The organism is Clostridium minihomine (genome assembly GCF_900240385.1).
Taxonomy (GTDB): Bacteria; Bacillota; Clostridia; order Oscillospirales; family Acutalibacteraceae; genus Faecalispora; species Faecalispora minihomine.
The window spans coordinates 404,525-423,327 of sequence record NZ_OEQH01000002.1 but is presented as its reverse complement, the minus strand read 5'-3'; the positions used below and the strand labels follow the sequence as shown (position 1 = coordinate 423,327).

The 18,803-nt window shown below is 47.0% G+C and carries 23 protein-coding genes; 17 read left to right on the top strand and 6 right to left on the bottom strand.

Translation table 11 applies throughout. The features are described from left to right. The first annotated feature begins 19 nt into the window (after nt 1-19). On the top strand, nt 20-2,023 hold the full coding sequence (locus C1A02_RS05865; RefSeq protein ID WP_101697273.1) for a S1C family serine protease: 2,004 nt from the start codon (nt 20-22) through the stop codon (nt 2,021-2,023). Between the two features lie 229 nt (nt 2,024-2,252). Here the strand turns inward: C1A02_RS05865 and metF are convergent, their stop codons facing one another. The 6 genes from metF to C1A02_RS05835 form a co-directional block, all read right to left on the bottom strand. Further along, nucleotides 2,253-3,116 (bottom strand): methylenetetrahydrofolate reductase [NAD(P)H], encoded by an 864-nt coding sequence (gene metF / locus C1A02_RS05860; RefSeq protein WP_101697272.1) that lies wholly within the window; start codon nt 3,114-3,116, stop codon nt 2,253-2,255. Beyond that, entirely contained in the window at nt 3,113-5,389 is a 2,277-nt protein-coding gene (metE, locus tag C1A02_RS05855; RefSeq protein ID WP_101697271.1) for a 5-methyltetrahydropteroyltriglutamate--homocysteine S-methyltransferase, read from the bottom strand. Before metE ends, metF begins: the two co-directional genes overlap by 4 nt. A 464-nt stretch (nt 5,390-5,853) precedes the next feature. Next, nucleotides 5,854-6,468, bottom strand: coding sequence for an ABC-2 transporter permease (locus C1A02_RS05850; RefSeq protein ID WP_101697270.1), 615 nt, complete (start codon nt 6,466-6,468; stop codon nt 5,854-5,856). Nucleotides 6,469-6,541: 73 nt separating this feature from the next. Then, entirely contained in the window at nt 6,542-7,174 is a 633-nt protein-coding gene (locus tag C1A02_RS05845) for an ABC-2 transporter permease (protein WP_101697269.1), read from the bottom strand. Next, nucleotides 7,171-8,031: an ABC transporter ATP-binding protein gene (locus C1A02_RS05840; RefSeq protein ID WP_101697268.1), complete on the bottom strand. Its 861-nt coding sequence runs from the start codon at nt 8,029-8,031 to the stop codon at nt 7,171-7,173. The genes C1A02_RS05845 and C1A02_RS05840 overlap by 4 nt, the downstream gene beginning before the upstream one ends. Continuing rightward, on the bottom strand, nt 8,028-8,408 hold the full coding sequence (locus C1A02_RS05835; protein WP_101697267.1) for a GntR family transcriptional regulator: 381 nt from the start codon (nt 8,406-8,408) through the stop codon (nt 8,028-8,030). Before C1A02_RS05835 ends, C1A02_RS05840 begins: the two co-directional genes overlap by 4 nt. 367 nt (nt 8,409-8,775) lie before the next feature. On the opposite strand from C1A02_RS05835, the gene C1A02_RS05825 reads away from it, so the two are divergent. From C1A02_RS05825 to C1A02_RS05755, 16 genes are read left to right on the top strand one after another with little or no spacing between them, the layout of a single operon-like run. Next, on the top strand, nt 8,776-9,096 hold the full coding sequence (locus tag C1A02_RS05825; RefSeq protein WP_101697265.1) for a hypothetical protein: 321 nt from the start codon (nt 8,776-8,778) through the stop codon (nt 9,094-9,096). 2 nt (nt 9,097-9,098) lie between these two features. After that, on the top strand, nt 9,099-10,373 hold the full coding sequence (locus C1A02_RS05820) for a PBSX family phage terminase large subunit (protein ID WP_101697264.1): 1,275 nt from the start codon (nt 9,099-9,101) through the stop codon (nt 10,371-10,373). Then, a complete protein-coding gene (locus tag C1A02_RS05815) occupies nt 10,357-11,520 on the top strand; it encodes a phage portal protein (protein WP_243577931.1) in 1,164 nt (387 codons plus the stop codon). Before C1A02_RS05820 ends, C1A02_RS05815 begins: the two co-directional genes overlap by 17 nt. Beyond that, nucleotides 11,517-12,509 carry a hypothetical protein gene (locus C1A02_RS05810; protein WP_101697262.1) on the top strand — a complete coding sequence of 331 codons (993 nt, stop codon included), beginning with the start codon at nt 11,517-11,519 and terminating at the stop codon, nt 12,507-12,509. Before C1A02_RS05815 ends, C1A02_RS05810 begins: the two co-directional genes overlap by 4 nt. Nucleotides 12,510-12,534: 25 nt before the next feature. Further along, complete coding sequence (locus tag C1A02_RS05805) at nt 12,535-12,876, top strand: hypothetical protein (protein ID WP_101697261.1); 342 nt, start codon at nt 12,535-12,537, stop codon at nt 12,874-12,876. 18 nt (nt 12,877-12,894) lie between these two features. Further along, complete coding sequence (locus C1A02_RS05800; protein ID WP_101697260.1) at nt 12,895-13,905, top strand: phage major capsid protein; 1,011 nt, start codon at nt 12,895-12,897, stop codon at nt 13,903-13,905. 22 nt (nt 13,906-13,927) lie between these two features. Beyond that, nucleotides 13,928-14,281 (top strand): hypothetical protein, encoded by a 354-nt coding sequence (locus C1A02_RS05795; RefSeq protein WP_101697259.1) that lies wholly within the window; start codon nt 13,928-13,930, stop codon nt 14,279-14,281. After that, complete coding sequence (locus C1A02_RS05790) at nt 14,278-14,634, top strand: hypothetical protein (protein ID WP_101697258.1); 357 nt, start codon at nt 14,278-14,280, stop codon at nt 14,632-14,634. The genes C1A02_RS05795 and C1A02_RS05790 overlap by 4 nt, the downstream gene beginning before the upstream one ends. Next, nucleotides 14,621-15,034 (top strand): hypothetical protein, encoded by a 414-nt coding sequence (locus C1A02_RS05785; protein WP_101697257.1) that lies wholly within the window; start codon nt 14,621-14,623, stop codon nt 15,032-15,034. The genes C1A02_RS05790 and C1A02_RS05785 overlap by 14 nt, the downstream gene beginning before the upstream one ends. Nucleotide 15,035: 1 nt before the next feature. Further along, on the top strand, nt 15,036-15,419 hold the full coding sequence (locus C1A02_RS05780; RefSeq protein ID WP_101697256.1) for a hypothetical protein: 384 nt from the start codon (nt 15,036-15,038) through the stop codon (nt 15,417-15,419). Nucleotides 15,420-15,421: 2 nt separating this feature from the next. Then, nucleotides 15,422-15,559, top strand: coding sequence for a hypothetical protein (locus tag C1A02_RS13465; RefSeq protein WP_164997156.1), 138 nt, complete (start codon nt 15,422-15,424; stop codon nt 15,557-15,559). Further along, the gene (locus C1A02_RS05775) at nt 15,556-16,080 is read left to right on the top strand and encodes a LysM peptidoglycan-binding domain-containing protein (RefSeq protein WP_101697255.1); all 525 of its coding nucleotides are present in this window, start codon (nt 15,556-15,558) and stop codon (nt 16,078-16,080) included. The genes C1A02_RS13465 and C1A02_RS05775 overlap by 4 nt, the downstream gene beginning before the upstream one ends. After that, nucleotides 16,077-17,006, top strand: a complete 930-nt coding sequence (locus C1A02_RS05770) for a hypothetical protein (RefSeq protein WP_101697254.1) — start codon at nt 16,077-16,079, stop codon at nt 17,004-17,006. Before C1A02_RS05775 ends, C1A02_RS05770 begins: the two co-directional genes overlap by 4 nt. A 12-nt stretch (nt 17,007-17,018) precedes the next feature. Next, entirely contained in the window at nt 17,019-17,378 is a 360-nt protein-coding gene (locus C1A02_RS05765) for a hypothetical protein (protein WP_101697253.1), read from the top strand. After that, nucleotides 17,369-17,728 carry a histidine kinase gene (locus C1A02_RS05760; RefSeq protein WP_101697252.1) on the top strand — a complete coding sequence of 120 codons (360 nt, stop codon included), beginning with the start codon at nt 17,369-17,371 and terminating at the stop codon, nt 17,726-17,728. The genes C1A02_RS05765 and C1A02_RS05760 overlap by 10 nt, the downstream gene beginning before the upstream one ends. Nucleotide 17,729: 1 nt before the next feature. Further along, nucleotides 17,730-18,803 carry a baseplate J/gp47 family protein gene (locus tag C1A02_RS05755; protein ID WP_101697251.1) on the top strand — a complete coding sequence of 358 codons (1,074 nt, stop codon included), beginning with the start codon at nt 17,730-17,732 and terminating at the stop codon, nt 18,801-18,803.

Here is an 18,803-nt window from a genome sequence, read left to right as displayed (position 1 = left end):
TTCTGGAGGGCTTGTGAGCATGAGTGATTTTGAATGGAAAAGACCTGATTCAAAAGAGGAACATTCGGGTGTGGAACCGGAGGAGGATTCTTCTTTTCCCCGGGATTTTTTAGAGAGTGTGGGACGTTCCCTGAAAGAGGAAAACTCACCCAAAGCAGAAGAACAACATACCTTTTGGCGGCAAGAAGAATCGCCGAAGAATACGGAGGAATCTTCTGTGCGGCAGAACCCATCTAGTTTTTCTTTTGAGGAAAAAGAAGAGAAGCCGATTCATCAGGTGGAGCCGGAACGGCAGGCTGCCCCTTTTGAACAGTCTGCAAGCTCTTTTTCGCCGAAAACAGAGGAAACTCCGCTGGTTTCTGCAGAACCTGTTCATCAGGCAGAGCCGGAACGGCAGGCGGTTCCTTTTGAAGAGTCTGCAAGCTCTTTTGTGCCAGAAAAAGCAGAAACACTGGTTCACCCGGAGCCGGTTCATCAGGTGGAGCCGGAACGGCAGGCTACTCCTTTTGAACAGTCTGTGAGACTTTCTGCGCCGGAACAACCGGACTCATCCGTACCGGAACATCCAAAGGAACCCCAGTCGATTCCTTTGGAACAGCCATCTGAAATTCCAGAAACGCAGGAGCAAAATCAGACCCCGCCTGCGCATCCGTCACCAACCCCGCCCTATGGATATCCATCGGATTCCCAGAGAAGGCAGCCTTTTGGGGTGCCGCCGCAGCGAATTTATGCGCCTTACGGTCAGGCTCCTTATTCTGAGCCGCCGCAGCCGGATTTTTCCCCGAGGCCGCCGAAGAATCGGGGATATCGTCTGTTTGTGGGTTCTTTGGCGGTTCTGGGAGCGGTTTTTGTGCTGGGTTTCTTTTCTTTTGGTGTTTATTCCGCCTTGGCCCCTGCACCGGAAACCCCATCTGTTTCGGAACCGGGGCCGGATGAGGGTCCTTATGAGCCTTCTCCTGAATCCAGTGTGCCGCCGATTGACGCGGCAGATGATGCGGTGAAAGCTCCGTCCGGAGCCGCGGTGGATCCCAAGTTTACCGGTGTTGTAATTACGCCGTTGCCCACTGAGATGGAGCACAGCGCCCGAGAGATTTATAATCAAGTTTCCCCTTCTATAGTAGGAGTGGTGTGCCTGACAGAGCAAGGGCAGAACTCCGGCTCCGGGATTATTTGCCGCACGGATGGCTATATTATTACCAATTCTCATGTGATCAATGATACGAAGAATAATCTTCAGGTGCATGTTATTCTGCACGATAACAAGAAGTATAACGCCGTTGTGGTTGGGTTTGATAAAACTACCGATTTGGCAGTTCTGAAAATTGACGCATCCGGTTTGCCGGTTGCTGTTTTTGGTGATTCCAATGCCATTGCAGTGGGCGATTGGGTGCTGGCCATTGGGAACCCCGGCGGCATGACGTTTGCCAGTTCTTTGACCCGGGGAGTCGTTTCTGGACTGAACCGTTCGGTGGGTTACAGCGACGCAGGAAACATGACATATATTCAGACGGATACCGCTATCAGCCCCGGTGCTTCCGGTGGCGCTTTGCTGAATATGCACGGTCAGGTGATTGGTGTCAATACTTCTAAACTGGTGGCAGAAGGATATGAGGGCATGGGGTTTTCCATTCCCATTACCAAAGCCAAGAACATTGTGGATGATCTTATTTTGCGCGGATATGTTTCCGGCCGGGCACGCTTGGGCATTGGTGCCAATCAGGTGTCTGACTTACAGGCACAGGTGCAGGGATGGCCACGCGGGGTGATTATCGTTCGTGTGGATGAGGACAGTTCTTTTCAGGGAACGAAGGTAAGAGCCAACGATATTATTACCAAAGTGGAAGGGGTTCAAATTTCCACTATGGCAGAATTATATCAGAAATTGGGGCTTCACAAAGCGGGGGATTCTTTAAAGGTAACGATTTATCGTCCGGGTTCACTGGGCAAGCAAGGGGAAACCTTTGAAGTCAGCGTGAAGCTTTTGGCCGATACCGGAGAAACCCAAAAAACAATACAAGAATAGTAGAATCGTTGTAAATTTATTTACTGTTGGTATTATCCTGCTTTTTACTACATTTTGTTATGTTGTTTTGCGATTTTCGACAACCGGTGAGTTTAAAAACAGAGAGATTTTTCATTTATTACAAAAAGAGGCAGCCATCCCAGCCGGGACAGCGCCTCTTTTTTTGTATACAGATCTGTTTTCGTTTGAAATAGAAAAAATGTTTTCCTTTTGAGTAAGAAAGAATTTGTCAAGCCGCCAGCAAAACATTTATGGCTTCGTAAATGCGGAATGCAATGTAGGGGTTATTCATGGTGTACAGGTGAATTCCGTCCACCCCTTGTGCAATTAAATCCACCATCTGATCCACCGCATAAGCGATTCCGGCATCGCGCATTGCTTCTGGATTGTTTTCATATCGATTCATAATGGACAAAAACTTTTTTGGAAGATCGACACCGCATAAGCTAACCATTCTTTCAATTTGTTTTTTATTAACCACAGGCATAATTCCAGCTTGAATCGGAACGTTGATTCCTGCAATGGCGGCTCGTTCTTGAAAGGAATAGAAATAGGAGTTGTCAAAGAACAGTTGGGTGATTAAATGATCGGTTCCTGCATCCACTTTGGTTTTTAGGTTGCGGATATCCTCAATGACAGATCCGCATTCGATATGTCTTTCGGGATAGCAAGCCCCAATGATGTTAAAATCGCTGTGCTCTTTGATAAAGGAAATTAAATCGCTGGCGTGTTTAAAATCATTTTTAGGGGTAAAATCGGGATTGATATCCCCACGCAGAGCCAGCATATTTTCAATTCCCGCTTTTTTTAGATTATCCAGCATGTCAAGGACAGCTTCTTTTGTCAGGTTGATGCAGGGAAGGTGGGCAACGCTTTCAACGCCATAGCGATTTTTCACCGCAGACGCTATTTCAAACGTATTTCGATTGCTTTCGTTTCCTCCGGCACCATAGGTTACACTGATAAAATCGGGAGAAAGATCTTTTAGCTTTTCTACCGTATCATAAATCGTGTCAATCGGATCGGTGCGTTTTGGCGGGAATATTTCAAAGGACAGCACTCGCTTCCTTTTAAACAATTCTGATGTTTTCATAGCAATAAACTCTCTCTAATCTCTTTTACAGCGGCAGTCAGATTGGTCAGGCTGGCAATTGTTTCAGAATTTCCTCTGGTTTTCAGGCCGCAGTCGGGGTTTACCCATAGTTTTTCTGCCGGGATTTTTTCCAGCATTTTTAATATGGTTTCTTTCATTTCAAGAATGTCAGGTACGCGCGGGGAATGAATATCGTACACCCCGGGCCCGACTTCTGTTTGAAATTCAGATTCTTTCAGCGTGTCGATAATGGTTAAGTCAGATCGCGATGCTTCAAAGGTGATGACGTCCGCATCCATATTGTCGATCTCTTTGATGATGTCTGCAAATTCACTGTAACACATATGGGTGTGAATTTGCGTTTCGGGTTTTACGCCGCTGTGAACCAGACGAAAAGCGGGGATGGCCCAGTCCAGATACCCTTGGTGCCAGTCGCTTTTTCGCAAAGGCAGTTTTTCCCGAAGGGCAGCCTCGTCAATCTGGATTATTTTAATTCCGTTTGCCTCCAGCTCCAGAACCTCTTCCCGAATTGCCAAAGCAATTTGGAAAGCAGATTCTTTGAGTGAAAGATCTTCGCGGGGAAATGACCAGTTTAAAATGGTAACGGGCCCGGTTAACATTCCTTTGACCGGTTTTTGGGTCAGGGACTGCGCATACACAGCATAGTCCACTGTCATTGGCCGGGTGCGGGAAATATCCCCCCAGATCACAGGTGGTTTTACGCATCGGGTTCCGTAAGACTGCACCCATGCTTTTTCGGTAAAGATACATCCGCTTAGATTTTCGCCGAAATACTCCACCATATCATTGCGTTCAAATTCACCGTGAACCAGTACATCCAAACCGATTTTTTCTTGCAAAGCAATGCATTCCGCAATTTTTTTCTGATTAAAAGCCGTGTACTGTTCCAATGAAATTTTACCGCTTTTATATTGGGAACGGTTTGTCTTTACTTCTGCCGTTTGCGGGAAGGAACCGATTGTGGTGGTTGGGAGAAAGGGCAGGCGGAATGTGGCCTTTTGTATTTTTTCACGTTCAGAGAAAGCGGGAGAACGAATAAAATCTTTTTCAGAAAGAGCGGAAACGGAAGACTGAACAGCTGAGTTTTCGCTGTTTCTGGTTTGACGGAATGCCTTTTCGTTTTGAATATATTCTTCGGCTGATGTTGGCGCACTGCGGGATAAAATACGTTTTAGCTCCGACAGTTCTGAAAGCTTTTCTTCTGCAAAAGCAAAGTGTTTTTTGTAATCTTCTGTCAGCTTGCTTTCATTCCTTAGAGTATAGGGAACGTGAAGAAGTGAGCAGGAGGTATTTAAAACAATGGACTGACAATGCCGCCTTAATTCTTTCATAAGAGCTACTGTGTTGGAATAGCGGTTGCGCCAGATGTTTTTTCCGTTAATTACTCCTGCAAAAAGCGTTTTATCTGCGGGGAATCCAAAATGCTTCACCAGTTCCAGTGATTTGCTGCCTTCAACAAAATCTAATCCAATTCCATCAAAAGGCATTGTAATTACATTGTCATAGCAGTCTCGGATATCCCCAAAATATGTTTGCAGAAGGATTTTTACGTTGCCTTTAAAAGGCAGAATTCCACGATACAGCTGATGAAACAGACGAATGTCTTTTAAGGACAAATCCATAACAAGGGCCGGTTCTTCCAATTGAACCCATTCTGCGCCCAATTCGTTCCATTTCTTTAACAGATCGGCATACGCCTGAATTAGATCCGGCAGAAAATCTTCACTTGTTTTTTGTCCGGTTCGTTTGGCAAGCTTCAAAAAGGTAAATGCCCCGATTATGGAAGGCTTTGTTGTTATTCCAAGTTTTTTTGCTTCGGCGAACTCATCAAATGGCTTGGTTCCCACCAGAGAAATTGCAGCGTCGTCCTCAATTTCAGGCACCATATAATGATAATTGGTATTAAACCATTTTTTCATTGCCAGCGCTTTGACATCGCCGTTTTTGCCTTGGTATCCTCTTGCCATGGCAAAATACTCGTCTAAAGGATCCAGATTTAATTGCTGATAGCGTTTGGGAACCGCGTTGAGCAAAACGGCAGTATCTAACATCGTATCGTAAAAAGAGAAATCATTCGATGAGATAAAATCAATTTGATTTTTGTCTTGCATGTTCCAGTGCGATTCTTTGAGCTGAGCGGCGATCTCCTGCAGCTCTTCTTTTGACGAATTGCCTTTAAAATAGGCTTCAGTGGCAAATTTTAATTCCCTTAACGCACCCACTCTGGGGTAATTGACAACGGATACCTGCATGATAATCTTCCTTTCGTTATCGGTTGAGTTATTCTATCATGCAATGAGAGTTATATGGTAATTCGTATTTTTTATGCTGTGCCATAGATTTTAACTATATAGTTTTTTCTTATGGCTGGTTCTAGGAAATGACTTGACCGCCTTTTGTTTGTTTTTCATGAACTGTTTTGAAAGCGGTAGAGAAATGTCGAAGAAAAATAGCAATCGAAAGGTTTTCTGAACTATGAGTTTTTTAGATAAAAATGCATTCAGCGCAGAGCGAAAATCCAAGAAGGTCAGCCCTCAATTAAGGGTTGACCTTCTTGGGTTTTTTTATTGTATATGTTGAAAAAGAGGGTGTTTTTTTGCTGCCTTTTCTTTTGGATTTGCATTATTTTTTTGGATATTTTGAAACATGGAACAACAAACGCAAGATGAAAGGCGCAGCAATACCATTGAGTAAAGGGGTAGCAGTTAGGCATTCGTCAGAAGTCTTTTTGTTCCATAAGCTGGCAGGAGAATCGATAGGAATAGTAATAGGAAAATAGGCTCAACAGGCAGAAAACAACGTTGATCGAATTTTTATATATCAGATAAAATCTATTTTCCTCAAAGACAAAACAGACTCCATTTGCCAATAAAATCAGGAGGATCAGAAACAGAAAAGCTTTTTGGGTGCCCAGGCGATAAATCATTGGAATAAAGAGGCCGATTATCAACATCGACAGGGCAATGAGCATCAAGTGTGCCCAAGCAATATCGAAGGTCAAATTGCCGAAACCATAGGAAACCAAAATTGCAAAAATATTGAATACAAAAAGGATGAGGGTAAAAAGAATATATTTGCTTTGTACCAACATTTTTTTCGTTACCGGCAACGAAAGAGCATAAAGGTTCCATTTGCTGGCCTCATCGTGCTGGAATGAGGTGTAAACCAATAAAAATAAAAACCAGTAGATCCATTTGGTGATAAACAAGCCATTCATAGCGACAAAATTTATAAAGAAGGGACACATCAAGGTGTCAATAATTAGGAGAAGTGTTGTTATGAGCAGTGCCCATCGGGAGTTCTTCACATCCTTATAGAATAACCCTTTCATTTGTTTCGCTCCTTACATAAAATATTCAAAATCCGGGAGGTCAGATTAAATCCCGGCGAAATATTTGGCAATGCTAATGCACATCGCCTTTTTCGAGCATTTTATAAGAAAAATGATAGGATGCACAATAGAGGATTACACAACCGGCACACCAGCAATAAAAAACTATGGTTTGCTGATTTTGTGTTAACAAATTTAAAATTTCAGAATCATTGATTGCCAGTTTTAGTAAGCCCAGGGCGAAGAAAGTACATACAATTAATACGGTTGCATTTCGGGAACCGAACCGATAAATCAAAGGAAGAAACATGCTGAGAAACAGGAAGGTTCGAGCGATGAGCATTATTTGTACCAGGAGTATTTCAGAACCGATAGACGGCTGAATCGCCGTAAGGCCAAGTGCCAAAGCATGGCCCAACAGTAAATAGGCGGTCAGAAAAAGGTATTTACTTTGGATCAATAGTTTTTTATCGATGGGGAGAGAAAGAGCATAAACATTCCACTTGTTCTGCTCATCCTGTTGAAAAGAGTTGTGTGCTAACGCTAAGGAACTGTAAAACAAGAAAACAGAAAATAGTGTGCCCGGCAGGCTTCTGCCATCGGCATGTTTTGGAATTGCAAAGATAGCAAAAACCAGAAAGTAAAAGAAAGTACCGATGAGAGGGCCTTTGGAATTCATCAGATCTTTATAAAGTAATCCCTTCATTTTTTCTGCCTCCTGCCCCAGAAGATCATAATTTCTTCAATAGAAGCGGGGTCAATAACCAGATGGGGGTACTGTTTGAGCATATCTGCCCGGTTTTTTACCAAAGCTTCGCATCCAAACAAATTTTCACGGATTCCCAGAATCTCGTCCGGGTTTATTTTTTCCAGTTCCTCTTGCGTGCATTTCACAAGGCCATACGACTCCAGCAGTTCCATCTTGGATTCACTGAATAGAATAGAGCCGTTGTGGATGTAAGTCATGTAGTCAGATATGCGTTCCAGGTCAGCGGTAAGATGAGAAGAGAATAAAATCGAATGTTCCTCATCCTGTACAAAGTTTAATAAAAGATCCAAAATTTCGTTTCGAGCGACCGGATCCAAGCCCCCTGTAGCTTCATCCAGAATTAAAAATTTGGGATGATGAGAGAGTGCGGCCGCAAGGGAAAGCTTCATGCGCATGCCTTTAGAAAATTCTTTGATTTTTTGCTCTTTGGGCAGTTGAAACTCGCGCAGATAAGTTTCATATAAGTCTTTATCCCAATTGGCGAAAAAATGGCTGAGCATATCGTTGACATGTATGGCGTTAAATTCAGAGGGGAAATAGGCGTCATCAAATACCACACCGATTTGTTCCTTGATTTTGCGCTCATGTTCTTTGAGATCCAATCCGAAAATTTTGATTTCTCCGCTGTCTGCATGCAGCTCATTTAGAATTAGCTTAATTGTTGTGGTTTTTCCAGCCCCTGTTTCCCCCACCATGCCCATAATGCAGCCGCCGGGAAGGGAGAAACTAATCTTGTTCAAAGAGAAAGTGGGGAATTCTTTTGATAAGTTTTTTATTTCTAAAATAGAGTTCATACCGATTCTCCTTTATAAACAGAAGTGAGTGTTTGGCAAAGCTGTTCCAAAGGAATGGAGCCTGCCTGAGCCAGATGCACCGCCTGAAGCAACAGATGATTGATTCGGCTGAGATATTCTTCGTGAATGGCCTCCAGGTTTTTTGGAGCCACAAAGCTTCCCTTTCCCGCCTTGGTAATGAGAAAGCCTTCTCTTTCCAAGTCTTCATAGGCACGCTTGGTTGTGATCACACTAATACGCAGTTCCTTGGCCAGCATTCGTATAGAGGGGAGAGCGTCCCCTTCTTTGAGCACCCCGCTGATAATTTGATTTTTTATCTGAAAGGTGATTTGCTCATAAATGGGTTTGCTGTCGGAATTGCTGATGATGATATTCACAAGCCTGCCTCCTTTCTATACTGTGTATACCTTATATATACAGTATAGTTACGGTGGAGATATTTGTCAATTCAAACTTTTTCAAATTAAAAAATCATTTATACTAAATGTATTAAAAACTTATATAATTACAATAAAGTTAAATAAAAACTTATTTTTTCTGTTTTTTCTCTTTCTTTTTCAAAGCTTTCCCTTTTTAGGGAAAGTTTTTTTCTTTTTGTCGGTTACAGAAGAATCGAAAGTTTTTTCAGAGAAATGATGTTAGAAAAATTGGATTTTGAAAAAAGGCAGGATGAATGGGTAAAAAATGTCTTACTATAGGTAATTTTATTTAAATATTATACCTATTGTTTTAAAAGGAGGGCGTATGGCAAACCAAAGCAGATCCAAACGAAAAATCATGCGGGGCTATGATAAGTTAGCTTTCGGTGGAATTTCTGACGCGGTGCGCCTGATGTTCTGCGAAAACATGGATGTGACGGAAATTGAAAATATGGATTTGTTTAATGTGGCAGAAATCAAACGGCCCAAGGGTGGCGGCATGGAGATAAGGTTTTTTGATCGGATCAAAGCACTGCAGTGTTTGGAGCAAATCAGTGATGAACAGACTGGCGGGCTAGGGGAATTTTACCGTGCTTTGGAGCAAAGTGTCCGGTGTTTTGACTCGGCAGATCCGAAGGAGGACTGACGGTGGGATTTCATTCTTTTTCTCAAAAGCAGCTTCAGGCCTTGAGCTGGTGGTGCAAAGGCAGCCCTTATGAGCATTGCAATGCAGTTATTTGTGACGGAGCGGTTCGAAGCGGAAAAACCCTTTGCCTGAGCATTTCTTTTATTGCTTGGTCTTTTTATCGATTTCAAGGGCAGTCTTTTGCCTTGTGTGGAAAAACCATTCGATCGGTCAAACGAAATTTGGTTACCCCTATGCTGCCGATTTTAAAGGACAATGGATTTGACTGTACCTTTCGCTTGACAGAGAACCTTTTGGAAGTTTCGGCAGGACAGTACACGAATCGTTTTTATTTATTTGGAGGGAAAGATGAATCCTCTTCCGCTTTGATTCAGGGAATGACTTTGGCTGGGGTGTTGTTTGACGAGGTGGCTTTGATGCCCCGCTCTTTTGTGGAGCAGGCTTTGGCCCGATGTTCGGTGGAAGGTGCGGCCTTTTGGTTTAACTGCAATCCGGAACATCCGGGCCATTGGTTTTATCAGGAATGGATTCGAGATCCAAAGCGAAAAAATGCCTTGTATCTACATTTTCGGATGGAAGATAATCCTTCTTTGTCCCGCCAGGTGCTGGATCGATACCGGGATCTTTATTCCGGAACCTTCTATCAGCGTTTTGTGCTGGGAAAATGGGTGGCCGCTCAGGGCTTGGTGTATCCGTTTATGACGGCTGAGCGATTTTGCCCGATGCCCAAAGGGGATTTTGAGCGGTTTGTGGTTTCTTGCGATTATGGAACGGCAAATCCTTCTTCCTTTGGGCTGTGGGGAAAACAAAATGGCTGCTGGTACCGTTTGGAAGAGTATTATTACGATTCTCGCCGCGAGGGATTGCAGCGAACAGACGAGGAACATTACACCGGGCTGGAACAGCTGATTGATGGCAGGAACATTGATTGTGTGGTGGCAGATCCTTCTGCCGCCAGCTTTATGGCAGTGATCGGCCGCCATGGAAAATATCGGGTGGTTCCAGCCAATAACGACGTGCTGGACGGGATTCGGCTGGTGGGGGTTGCCTTGAAACAAGGGGATGTCTGTATTTGTGACACGTGTATCGATGCGATGCGGGAATTTTCTCTTTACCGCTGGAACGCCGATTTGACGCGGGACGCGCCGGTAAAAGAAAACGACCATGCCATGGATGATATCCGCTATTTTGTTGCGACGATATTACAGCAGGACGCGGGGGATTGTTTTGCGATAGCGGCTCCGCGCCGGATGGGAGAGTATGATGGGTTGGTTTAAAACAAAACGGCCGGCAGCCGACCCCGTGGTGCAGACGGCTCTGCGCCCGGAACAGCAGGTGGGGTGGGAACTGGAAAGGCGAGTTCCGCTGGTGGGAAACGAGCAAAGGCTGTATACCGCTTTGCGGGAAGCAGTACCCATGGTGGCTGCCGCGTTGGAAAAAACCACGCGGCTGATCGGTTCCTTTCAGGTGGCGTGCCCCAATGTTCTGGCGCAAAAGGAACTGGAAAGTTTTTTGCGTTATGTGCAGGTCAATGCTGCTCAAACGGGAATTCAAAGCTTTCTAAATACCTATTTAGATCAGCTTCTGATGTATGGAACTGCCGTTGGGGAGATGGTTCCGCTTTCGGATGGGACAAGTATTGCCGGACTGTACAATGCTAATTTAGAGGATCTGGAACTGCGGCAGGGGGATACTCCCTTTGATGTTCAGGTTTGTCTCAGAACCGGAGCCGGAGAGGCAGAATCGGTTCGATATCCGGACTTGATTCTGTTTACGGCACTGAACCCGGAACCTGGCCAGGTGAAGGGGGTTTCTTTGCTGCGGGGGCTGCCTTTTTTGGGGAATGTGCTTTTGAAAATATATCATGTGATTGGCGTGAATTGGGACAGGGTGGGAAATACCCGTTTTGCCGTTACCTATAAACCAAATGGAGAAGGGGACCGAGCCTGGGCCGGGGAACGAGCCCGGCAAATTGCCGAACAGTGGAGTCGTGCCATGCAGCCCGGCACCGGGGTCAGTGATTTTGTGGCGGTAGGCGATGTTCGGATTCAGGTGATTGGGGCGGACAATCAAATTTTGGACAGCGAAATCCCCGTGCGCCAGCTGCTGGAACAGATTGTGGCAAAACTGGGGATTCCTCCTTTTCTTTTGGGGTTGTCATGGTCATCCACCGAAAGGATGTCTTCTCAGCAATCGGATTTGCTGACCAGCGAATTGGAAAGTTATCGCCGTTTGTTGGATCCGGTTATTCAGAAAATTTGCCGCATGTGGCTATGTATGAACGGGTACCCAGAGAAAGTGGAAATTCTGTGGGACGATATCAGCTTGCAGGATATGGTGATTTTGGCAGAAGCCCGGCTGAAAAACGCCCAGGCCGAAAAGATGGAATGGGAAATTCAAAAGGAAAAGGAGCCGCGAGCATGAGGGATGGTTATGTTTATAAGGGAGAATCGGGAGGTTTTGCCTCACCGGAAGAAATGGAGAAGATTAACTGTTACACCAGACGCACCTTTCTTCCGGAGGAAATTTATGTGTTTTCGGTAGTGCTGTGTGACAACGAGGTGGATCGAGATTTTGAGCGGTTTACGATTCCAGCGCTTCATAAGCTCGGTCAACTTTTCTTGGGAAAGACCGGCATTTTTGACCACAGTATGAAAAGCGGTGACCAAACTGCCCGAATTTATTCCACTCAGGTGGAAACGGTGGAGGGCAAAATGACGCAGGCCGGGGAACCGTATACCCGGCTGACAGCCAGAGCGTATCTGCCTAAAATCCAAAAAAATGCCGATTTAATTTTGGAATTGGAGTCCGGAATTAAAAAAGAAGTGAGTGTGGGATGTGCAGTGGGAATTTCGAGCTGTTCGGTTTGCGGGATGGATCGAAGCCAAAAAAGCTGCGAACATAGAAAAGGAAAAATGTATCAACAGGCTGGGCAGGAACAAATTTGCTGTACCGTTCTGGATGAGCCCCGGGACGCCTATGAATGGTCGTTTGTGGCGGTTCCTGCCCAGCGGGCGGCGGGGGTTATCAAAGCATTTTTGCCCCAAAAGGAGGAGGACAATATGGAGGAGTTAAAAAAGGCATTGCGGCAGGCGGAAGATCAAGTGATCCTTTCCGGCAGTCAGGCGCGGCAATTGGAAAAACGAATGGAAGAGTTAGAGCAGTTGGCAGAAACGGGGCAGATGTATCGGGAAAAAGTTTGTAATCGTGTAGTGCGCCTGTGTGGGCTGGCCAAAACAGGAATTTCACCGGAAGCAATGCGGCGTGCAGCCGAGAGCATGAGTCTGGAGGATTTGCTGGATTTTGAGAAGGCCTTTCAAAAACAAGTGGATAAGGTGCTTCCGCTTCGGCCGCAGCTGGCCCCGGAAAAGGGTGAACTGCCAAGGGGTGGAAACGAGATGTTCCGCATTTAATCAAAAGTAGAAAAGGGGAAAAAACATGGAAGTATCATTTGGCGGATATGGAGAAAAAACGGCAACCTTTGAGGCCACGGATGGGGTAACGGCCCGCATGCCGGTACAGGTGACCCAAAACGGCTTGGTGTCACCCTGTGAAGCGGGGAAAAACTTTTGCGGTGTAGCAGTGAATGTTAGAGAAGGCTTTGCCGCCATTCAGTTGGCCGGGTATGTAAGGCTGCCTTATTCCGGCACAGCCCCGGCAGTGGGTTACCAAACACTGGCCGGGGCGGGAAGCGGAAAAATCAAATCAGATGCAGCAGGGCGCTCTTTGCTGGTGGTGGATGTAGACACTGCCAATGCGCTTTGCGGCGTGATTCTTTAATCAGGGGAGGAAAAAGACATGGCTTATTATGATTCTTTGAAGCTGGAAAAAGGCATGTATGGGAACGGTAAGGGCTTTGCCCAGCGATTGGAGGAATTGGATCCTTCCGAAAATTACGAAGGGACTGCTTTGGCCGGGCTGGATGCTTATCAGCGTCAGCTGAAACGGTTTGACATTCGTGTGGGAGGGCCGGGGTCGGATCCGGTGGAAAAATTCTTTCAAACCAGCGACAGTGCCGCTTTATTCCCCGAATATGTGACTCGGGCGGTGCGTCAGGGGATGGAACGAACCGATTTGCTGCCCGCCATTGTGGCCACGGTCACTAAAATCAATTCCATGGATTATCGCACCATCACTTCGGATCCTTCACCGAAAGAGAAGGAATTGATGCCGGTGGCAGAGGGAGCGGAAATTCCCCGCACGGTGATTAAAACGCAGGAAAACCTGGTGTGCCTGAAAAAACGCGGCCGAATGCTGGTGGCCTCTTATGAAGCACTTCGGTTTCAAAAGTTGGATTTGTTTACGGTTACCCTGCGGCAAATTGGCGCTTATATTGCCCGCGCCCAACTGGAAGACGCGGTTCAGGTTCTTTTGGAAGGTGATGGAAATGACAACCCCACACCGGTAACGGAACTCGACACAGGCTTATCCTATCGGGATATGGTCAGCCTGTGGAGCAATCTTCAGCCCTATGAGCTAAATACGATTCTGGCTTCTACTCCTGCCATGGAAGATATTCTTACCCTGAAAGAATTTCAGGATTCCGCGGCAGGACTAAATTTTCAGGGAACCGGAAAACTGGCAACCCCTTTGGGTGCCAATCTGCTTCATGTGCCGTCTTTGTCTGGGAACTGCCTGATTGGTCTGGACAAAAACTGTGCTTTGGAAATGGTGCAGGCCGGGGATATTATTACGGATTCGGACAAACTGATTGACCGTCAGCTGGAAAGAGCCTCTATCAGCACCATTGCAGGCTTTGCAAAAATTTTTGCCGGGGCCGGGCGCGCGGTTTGCTATTCCGAAATATAAAGAATGAAGGAGAGGGAAGGCGATGAGTCAGGAAAAAATTCTGGAGCGTTTTGCGCAGCTGGCCGGGCTTTCTGGGGAAGAATCCCTTCTTTGGCAGGGGCTTTGTCAGGAGGCAATGGAAGAGCTGTCTGCCAAAGCAAGATATACCGACCGGGGGGAGAGCCTTTTGAATGCTGCCGGTGCTGCCTTGGCTTTTTATCGTTACTCTTTGTTTCAGTCCTGTGGGCCGGAAAGCAGTTTTTCTGCCGGGGAAATTAAAATCACAAAGGATTCTGGAGGAATCAGGGCGGCAAAACAGCTTTGGCTGGATTCTTACCGTGCCGCCGTGCCGTATCTTCGGGATGATACCTTTTCGTTTTATCAGGTGCGCTCATGAACCAGAAAGAATTTGTTCGGCGCATGCTTCGGCAATACGGAGCAAAGACGATGGTGCGGTGCCGGGATGCGGAACCGGTTTGTGCCTATGCTTTGATACAGGCAATGGGCGTAAAACATAAGGCGTATCCCGAAGATGTTTGGCTGCCGGAAGGATATTATGACAATTCTCATTTCTTTTATTTGGGCCCGGCCGACTGCCGTTTGGATCAGATGAAAAATGCGGTGGTTAGTCAGGATGACGGCGATTACATGGTGATCCGTTCCCGGGGATATTGGATGCAAAATCAACTTTTATATGTATGGGCAGTTCTCAGGGAAATGCCAAAGGAGGAAATAGATGACGGAATTTGATCAATTGGAACAGCAGCTGCTGCACAAGCTGCAATCGGAAGAATCCCTTGGGGATATCCGGTTTGAACTGGGCGGGGAAAAACGCAGGGGAAGGTTGAGCGCAGGGGTAAGTGCTTTTTTAAAGATTTCCCCCGTGCGGTTTGCACCGGCTTCTTTAGACAGCTCTTTGCGCCGAGCGGATTTAACAGTTCGGATTTGGATCTCTGCGCCAAGAGAATACGGCTCCAATGCCTGTGTGGATGCTTTTTCGCGAATCAGCGATGCATTACTGTTCGGCGAAAATGGACTGTGCCTGCAAACCATCTCTTGTGGTAAGGTGGAATATTCCGAAGTAACGGGGACGTTCCGAATGGAAAGTCAAGTGGGTATGACAGGATACTGCCGGGAAAGCGGGAAGTAAAATGGAAATTTTTATTCCCCGCAGACAAAGCGTATTTATAGAGATGAATGGAATTCGTTTGGCTTTTGCGCAAAAAGTAACATGCCGCTGTGTGCGGGAACGGCGAGCGATACGGGCTTTTGGGGAGGCGGAACCCGTGGCCTTTTTGGAACGTCCAAGCATATATCGGCTGGAGCTTCGGCAGCTAAGTCTGTGTGGGGAAGGCGCAGCCCAAACATCTCTTTACGGCATGAGTAACTTTCGGCTGGTTGCGGTGCAGGACGGTGTAAGAACCACTTATAGCGGATGCGAGTGGGAAGAGCTGGAAGAGCTGGCAGAACCGGGGGATGGTGTGCTGGCGGAGCGGGCTGTGATAACCGCCAAAAAACGGGTGCGGGAGGAATAGGAATGGAACAAAAACCAGAAATTCCAAAATGGAATGCCTCGCTGGTTCGAGATGCACTGGCGGCAGAACGGTTGTCTGAATTGTTGGAGCAGGATTATCGGCGGTATCCCCACCTGATTTTAGAGGAGGAGCTGTTATGAAGCTCTTGCCGATGAAATATGGGGAGTATACCTGGCCCCATAATCCGGAGAAATTGACGATTTCCCTAAAACGGAATATTAGGGAACTTTCAATGCCCTTTTCCGGAAGTGTGATGCAGGATTACGGGGTACAAAAACGGGTGGTGGAAGGAGAGGGGGAATTTTACGGTTCAGACTGTATTCAGCAATTTCAGCACCTTTCTTCTCATCTGGAAAAAACCAGTTGTGCAGTGCTGTCTTTGCCGAATGTTTTGCCCTTTTTCGCCCGGTTTGTTTCTTTGCAAATGATGGGAAATCCGGAGCCTGATTTGGTGCGATACCATTTTGTGTTTTGGGAAGACGGCAAGACCGATATTACATCCCAATCAGTTTCGGGGCAAATTTATGAGTGCCGGGAAGGCGATAATTTGTGGCAAATTGCCTCCGCGTATTCCACCACAGTGGAAGCTCTTTTAAAGCAAAACCCCATGATTCGATGGCCAAATTATTTAACAGAGGGGCAAAAGGTGGTAATTTCATGAAATTTGAAGGGATTACCCCTCAGGGGATGCGCATTTTATTGGGGAGGCCCATTGCCGTGCGGATTAGTCAGGCGGTGGATGCGCCCGCCGATGATTTAACGGGGGAATTCCCGTGGCAAAAACTACCCCCTTTGTTTCGGCTGCATGTGGAGCAAAATGGTAAAACTATATTTTATGGAATTGTGGATGAGCAGACGGAGCAATTTTCGGAACAGGGAGCCGTTCTTCGGCTGACAGCACGCAGTTTGGCTGCCCTTTTGCTGGATAATCAAGCTTTGCCCCAAACTTATTATTCTCCGCCTTTTTCTACGATTTTTTCTCGCCATACCGCCCCTTACGGTCTTACACAATACCGGGTGCCGGACGGACAGAAGAGAATTGGCGAATTGACCGTGACAAAAGGGATGAGTGAATGGCAGGTGCTGGAACTTTTTTGCCGCCTTGCTTGGAACACCGTTCCTATGATAGGGCCAAATCAGGTACTGACAGTCACCCCGGAGAATCGACAGGACACAATACTGTTTTCTCATTCCGGGCAGGGAATTTCGTATAGTTCCTTTACGAAAAAACAAAAAAATTATGAGCGCATCAGCCAGATAAGATTGCAATCGGCTCGAAATGGAAACTATGAGGGATGCGTATCGGACACAGAGGCGATGCGCAATGGGGTTCAGCGCCGCCGTTGTTTCAGTGCTTTTTCCGCAGCCGGACTCGGGGCCGAACAGATTCTTCAAAGATCGCGCCAAAAGGCATGGGAATGGGTTCTTCAGGTTCCCGGCTGGCCAAGGCTAAGCCCCGGAATGTATGTACGGCTGGAAAACCCGTATCTGGGCGTGCAGGAAGGGCTTCAGATTTGGAGCGTAAACCGTATTTTGGATGCAGATGGAATGTTTTGTTCCGTTATTTTGCGCCGCGCATATTCGTAAGGAGGAACTATCATGTGGATTTCACGAAAAATAGCCGGGAACCGTTTGGCGGAAAATCCGGTAGCCTCTGGTCAGGTAACCGCAGGACAAGGTGCCCGGATTGCTGTTCAGGGGGAACAGGAATATCGCCATTTAGAGCTGGCGGCTCCCTGGGGAATCGCCTATCTTCCGCCGGCTGGAGCCCGGGCGGTGATTCTTGGCGGTGCGGAAAAACCGGTGTGCGCCGGAACTATTGTGGAGGAATCCGGGCTAGAACCGGGCGAGCTGATGCTCTTTTCTGCCGGAGGCGCGAGGATTTGTCTGAAAAATTCGGGAGAAGTTGTGATTAACGGAAAGACTTTTGCCGCTGAGGAGGAAACGGAGTGGACATAAAGCTGGAACAGGGGGACTTTGCCGTGGGGCAGAATGGGCTGCCCTTTTCTGTCAGCACAAAAGAGGAGCTTCTGCAGCGGGCCAAAATACGGTTGTCGGTACCGAAGGGAAGTTTTTCTTATGATTCGCAGCTGGGCAGCAGGCTGCATACGCTGAAACTGTCCGGAAGCGATTTAAACGCAAGAGCCCGGGAACTGACGGAAGAAGCGCTGGCTAAAATGACGGAGCTTTCTGTGGAAAAAGTACGCTGTGATCTTGTGGATCAAAATCATGCCCTTTTAAAAGTGGAATTGGTGACACCTTACGGATTGGGCAGTATATCTCTAAAACTGGAAAATAAGGGGGAATAAGATGGAAAGCTACGATGCCATACTGGAACGAATGAACAATACCTTTTCGGAACTGGCCGGATTTCATGCGGATGATGCGTCAGATTTGGGAATTCGGCTCAAGGTGTTGGCTGGGGAAATCTACTCGTTGCTTCATGGGGCAGAGTGGCTGAAAAACCAGATGTTCCCCCAGACAGCACAACAGGAATATTTGGAGATGCACGCCGCCCAGCGGGGAATTTCCCGCAAGGACGCAGTGCCTTCTGCCGGAATGCTGACGTTTGGCCGATCAGTTCCATTGCCTTATGAAGTGCCGATTCCCAAAGGAACGGTTTGTGCCGCTTCGGGGGAAAGTTGTTTTCGGTTTGTGACAGAAGAGGATGCGGTGCTGGCAGCCGGAGAACGGATAGTGCAGGTTGCGGCCGCTGCGCAGGAGGGCGGGCGAGTTTCTAACGCGGCGGCTGGAACCATTACCTTTTTGCTGACCCCGCCGGCCGGGATAGAAACCGTTACCAATCCCCAGGCATTTTCAGGCGGAGCAGATGCGGAAACCGATGAAGAACTGCGCAAGCGCCTGCTGAAAAGCTATGAGGTAGTGCCAAACGGAACCAATGCGGAATTTTACCGCAGTTATGTGGTGCAGTATGACGGGATTCAGTCGGCCAGCGTTTTGCCCCGAGCCGATGGAATCGGTACGGTTACTGTGTATGCGGCCGGCAAGGGAGCCGCACCACCAAAGGATTTGCTGGTACAGATTCAGGCGGAGCTGAACCGCCTGCGAGAAATCAATGTGGCGGTTACCGTTCAGGCGGCAGAACTGGTGGCGGTGCCTTTATCCCTTTATATCGAGCCTGCTCAGGGGTGCACGTTTTCTGCTGCTACAGAGCAGGTTCTGCAAGAAATACAAAGATATTTTGACTTGCTTTCTGTGGGGGAATCGGTAATTTTGGTGCATTTGGGCAAGCGTATTCTGGACACCGGAATGGTGCGGAATTATCGGTTTGACGGAGGGCTGACCAAAGATAAAAAAATGGATATTTCACAGTTGGCGGTGGCGGATCCCGTTTATGTACAATTGATGGGGAGTGTAGTGTAG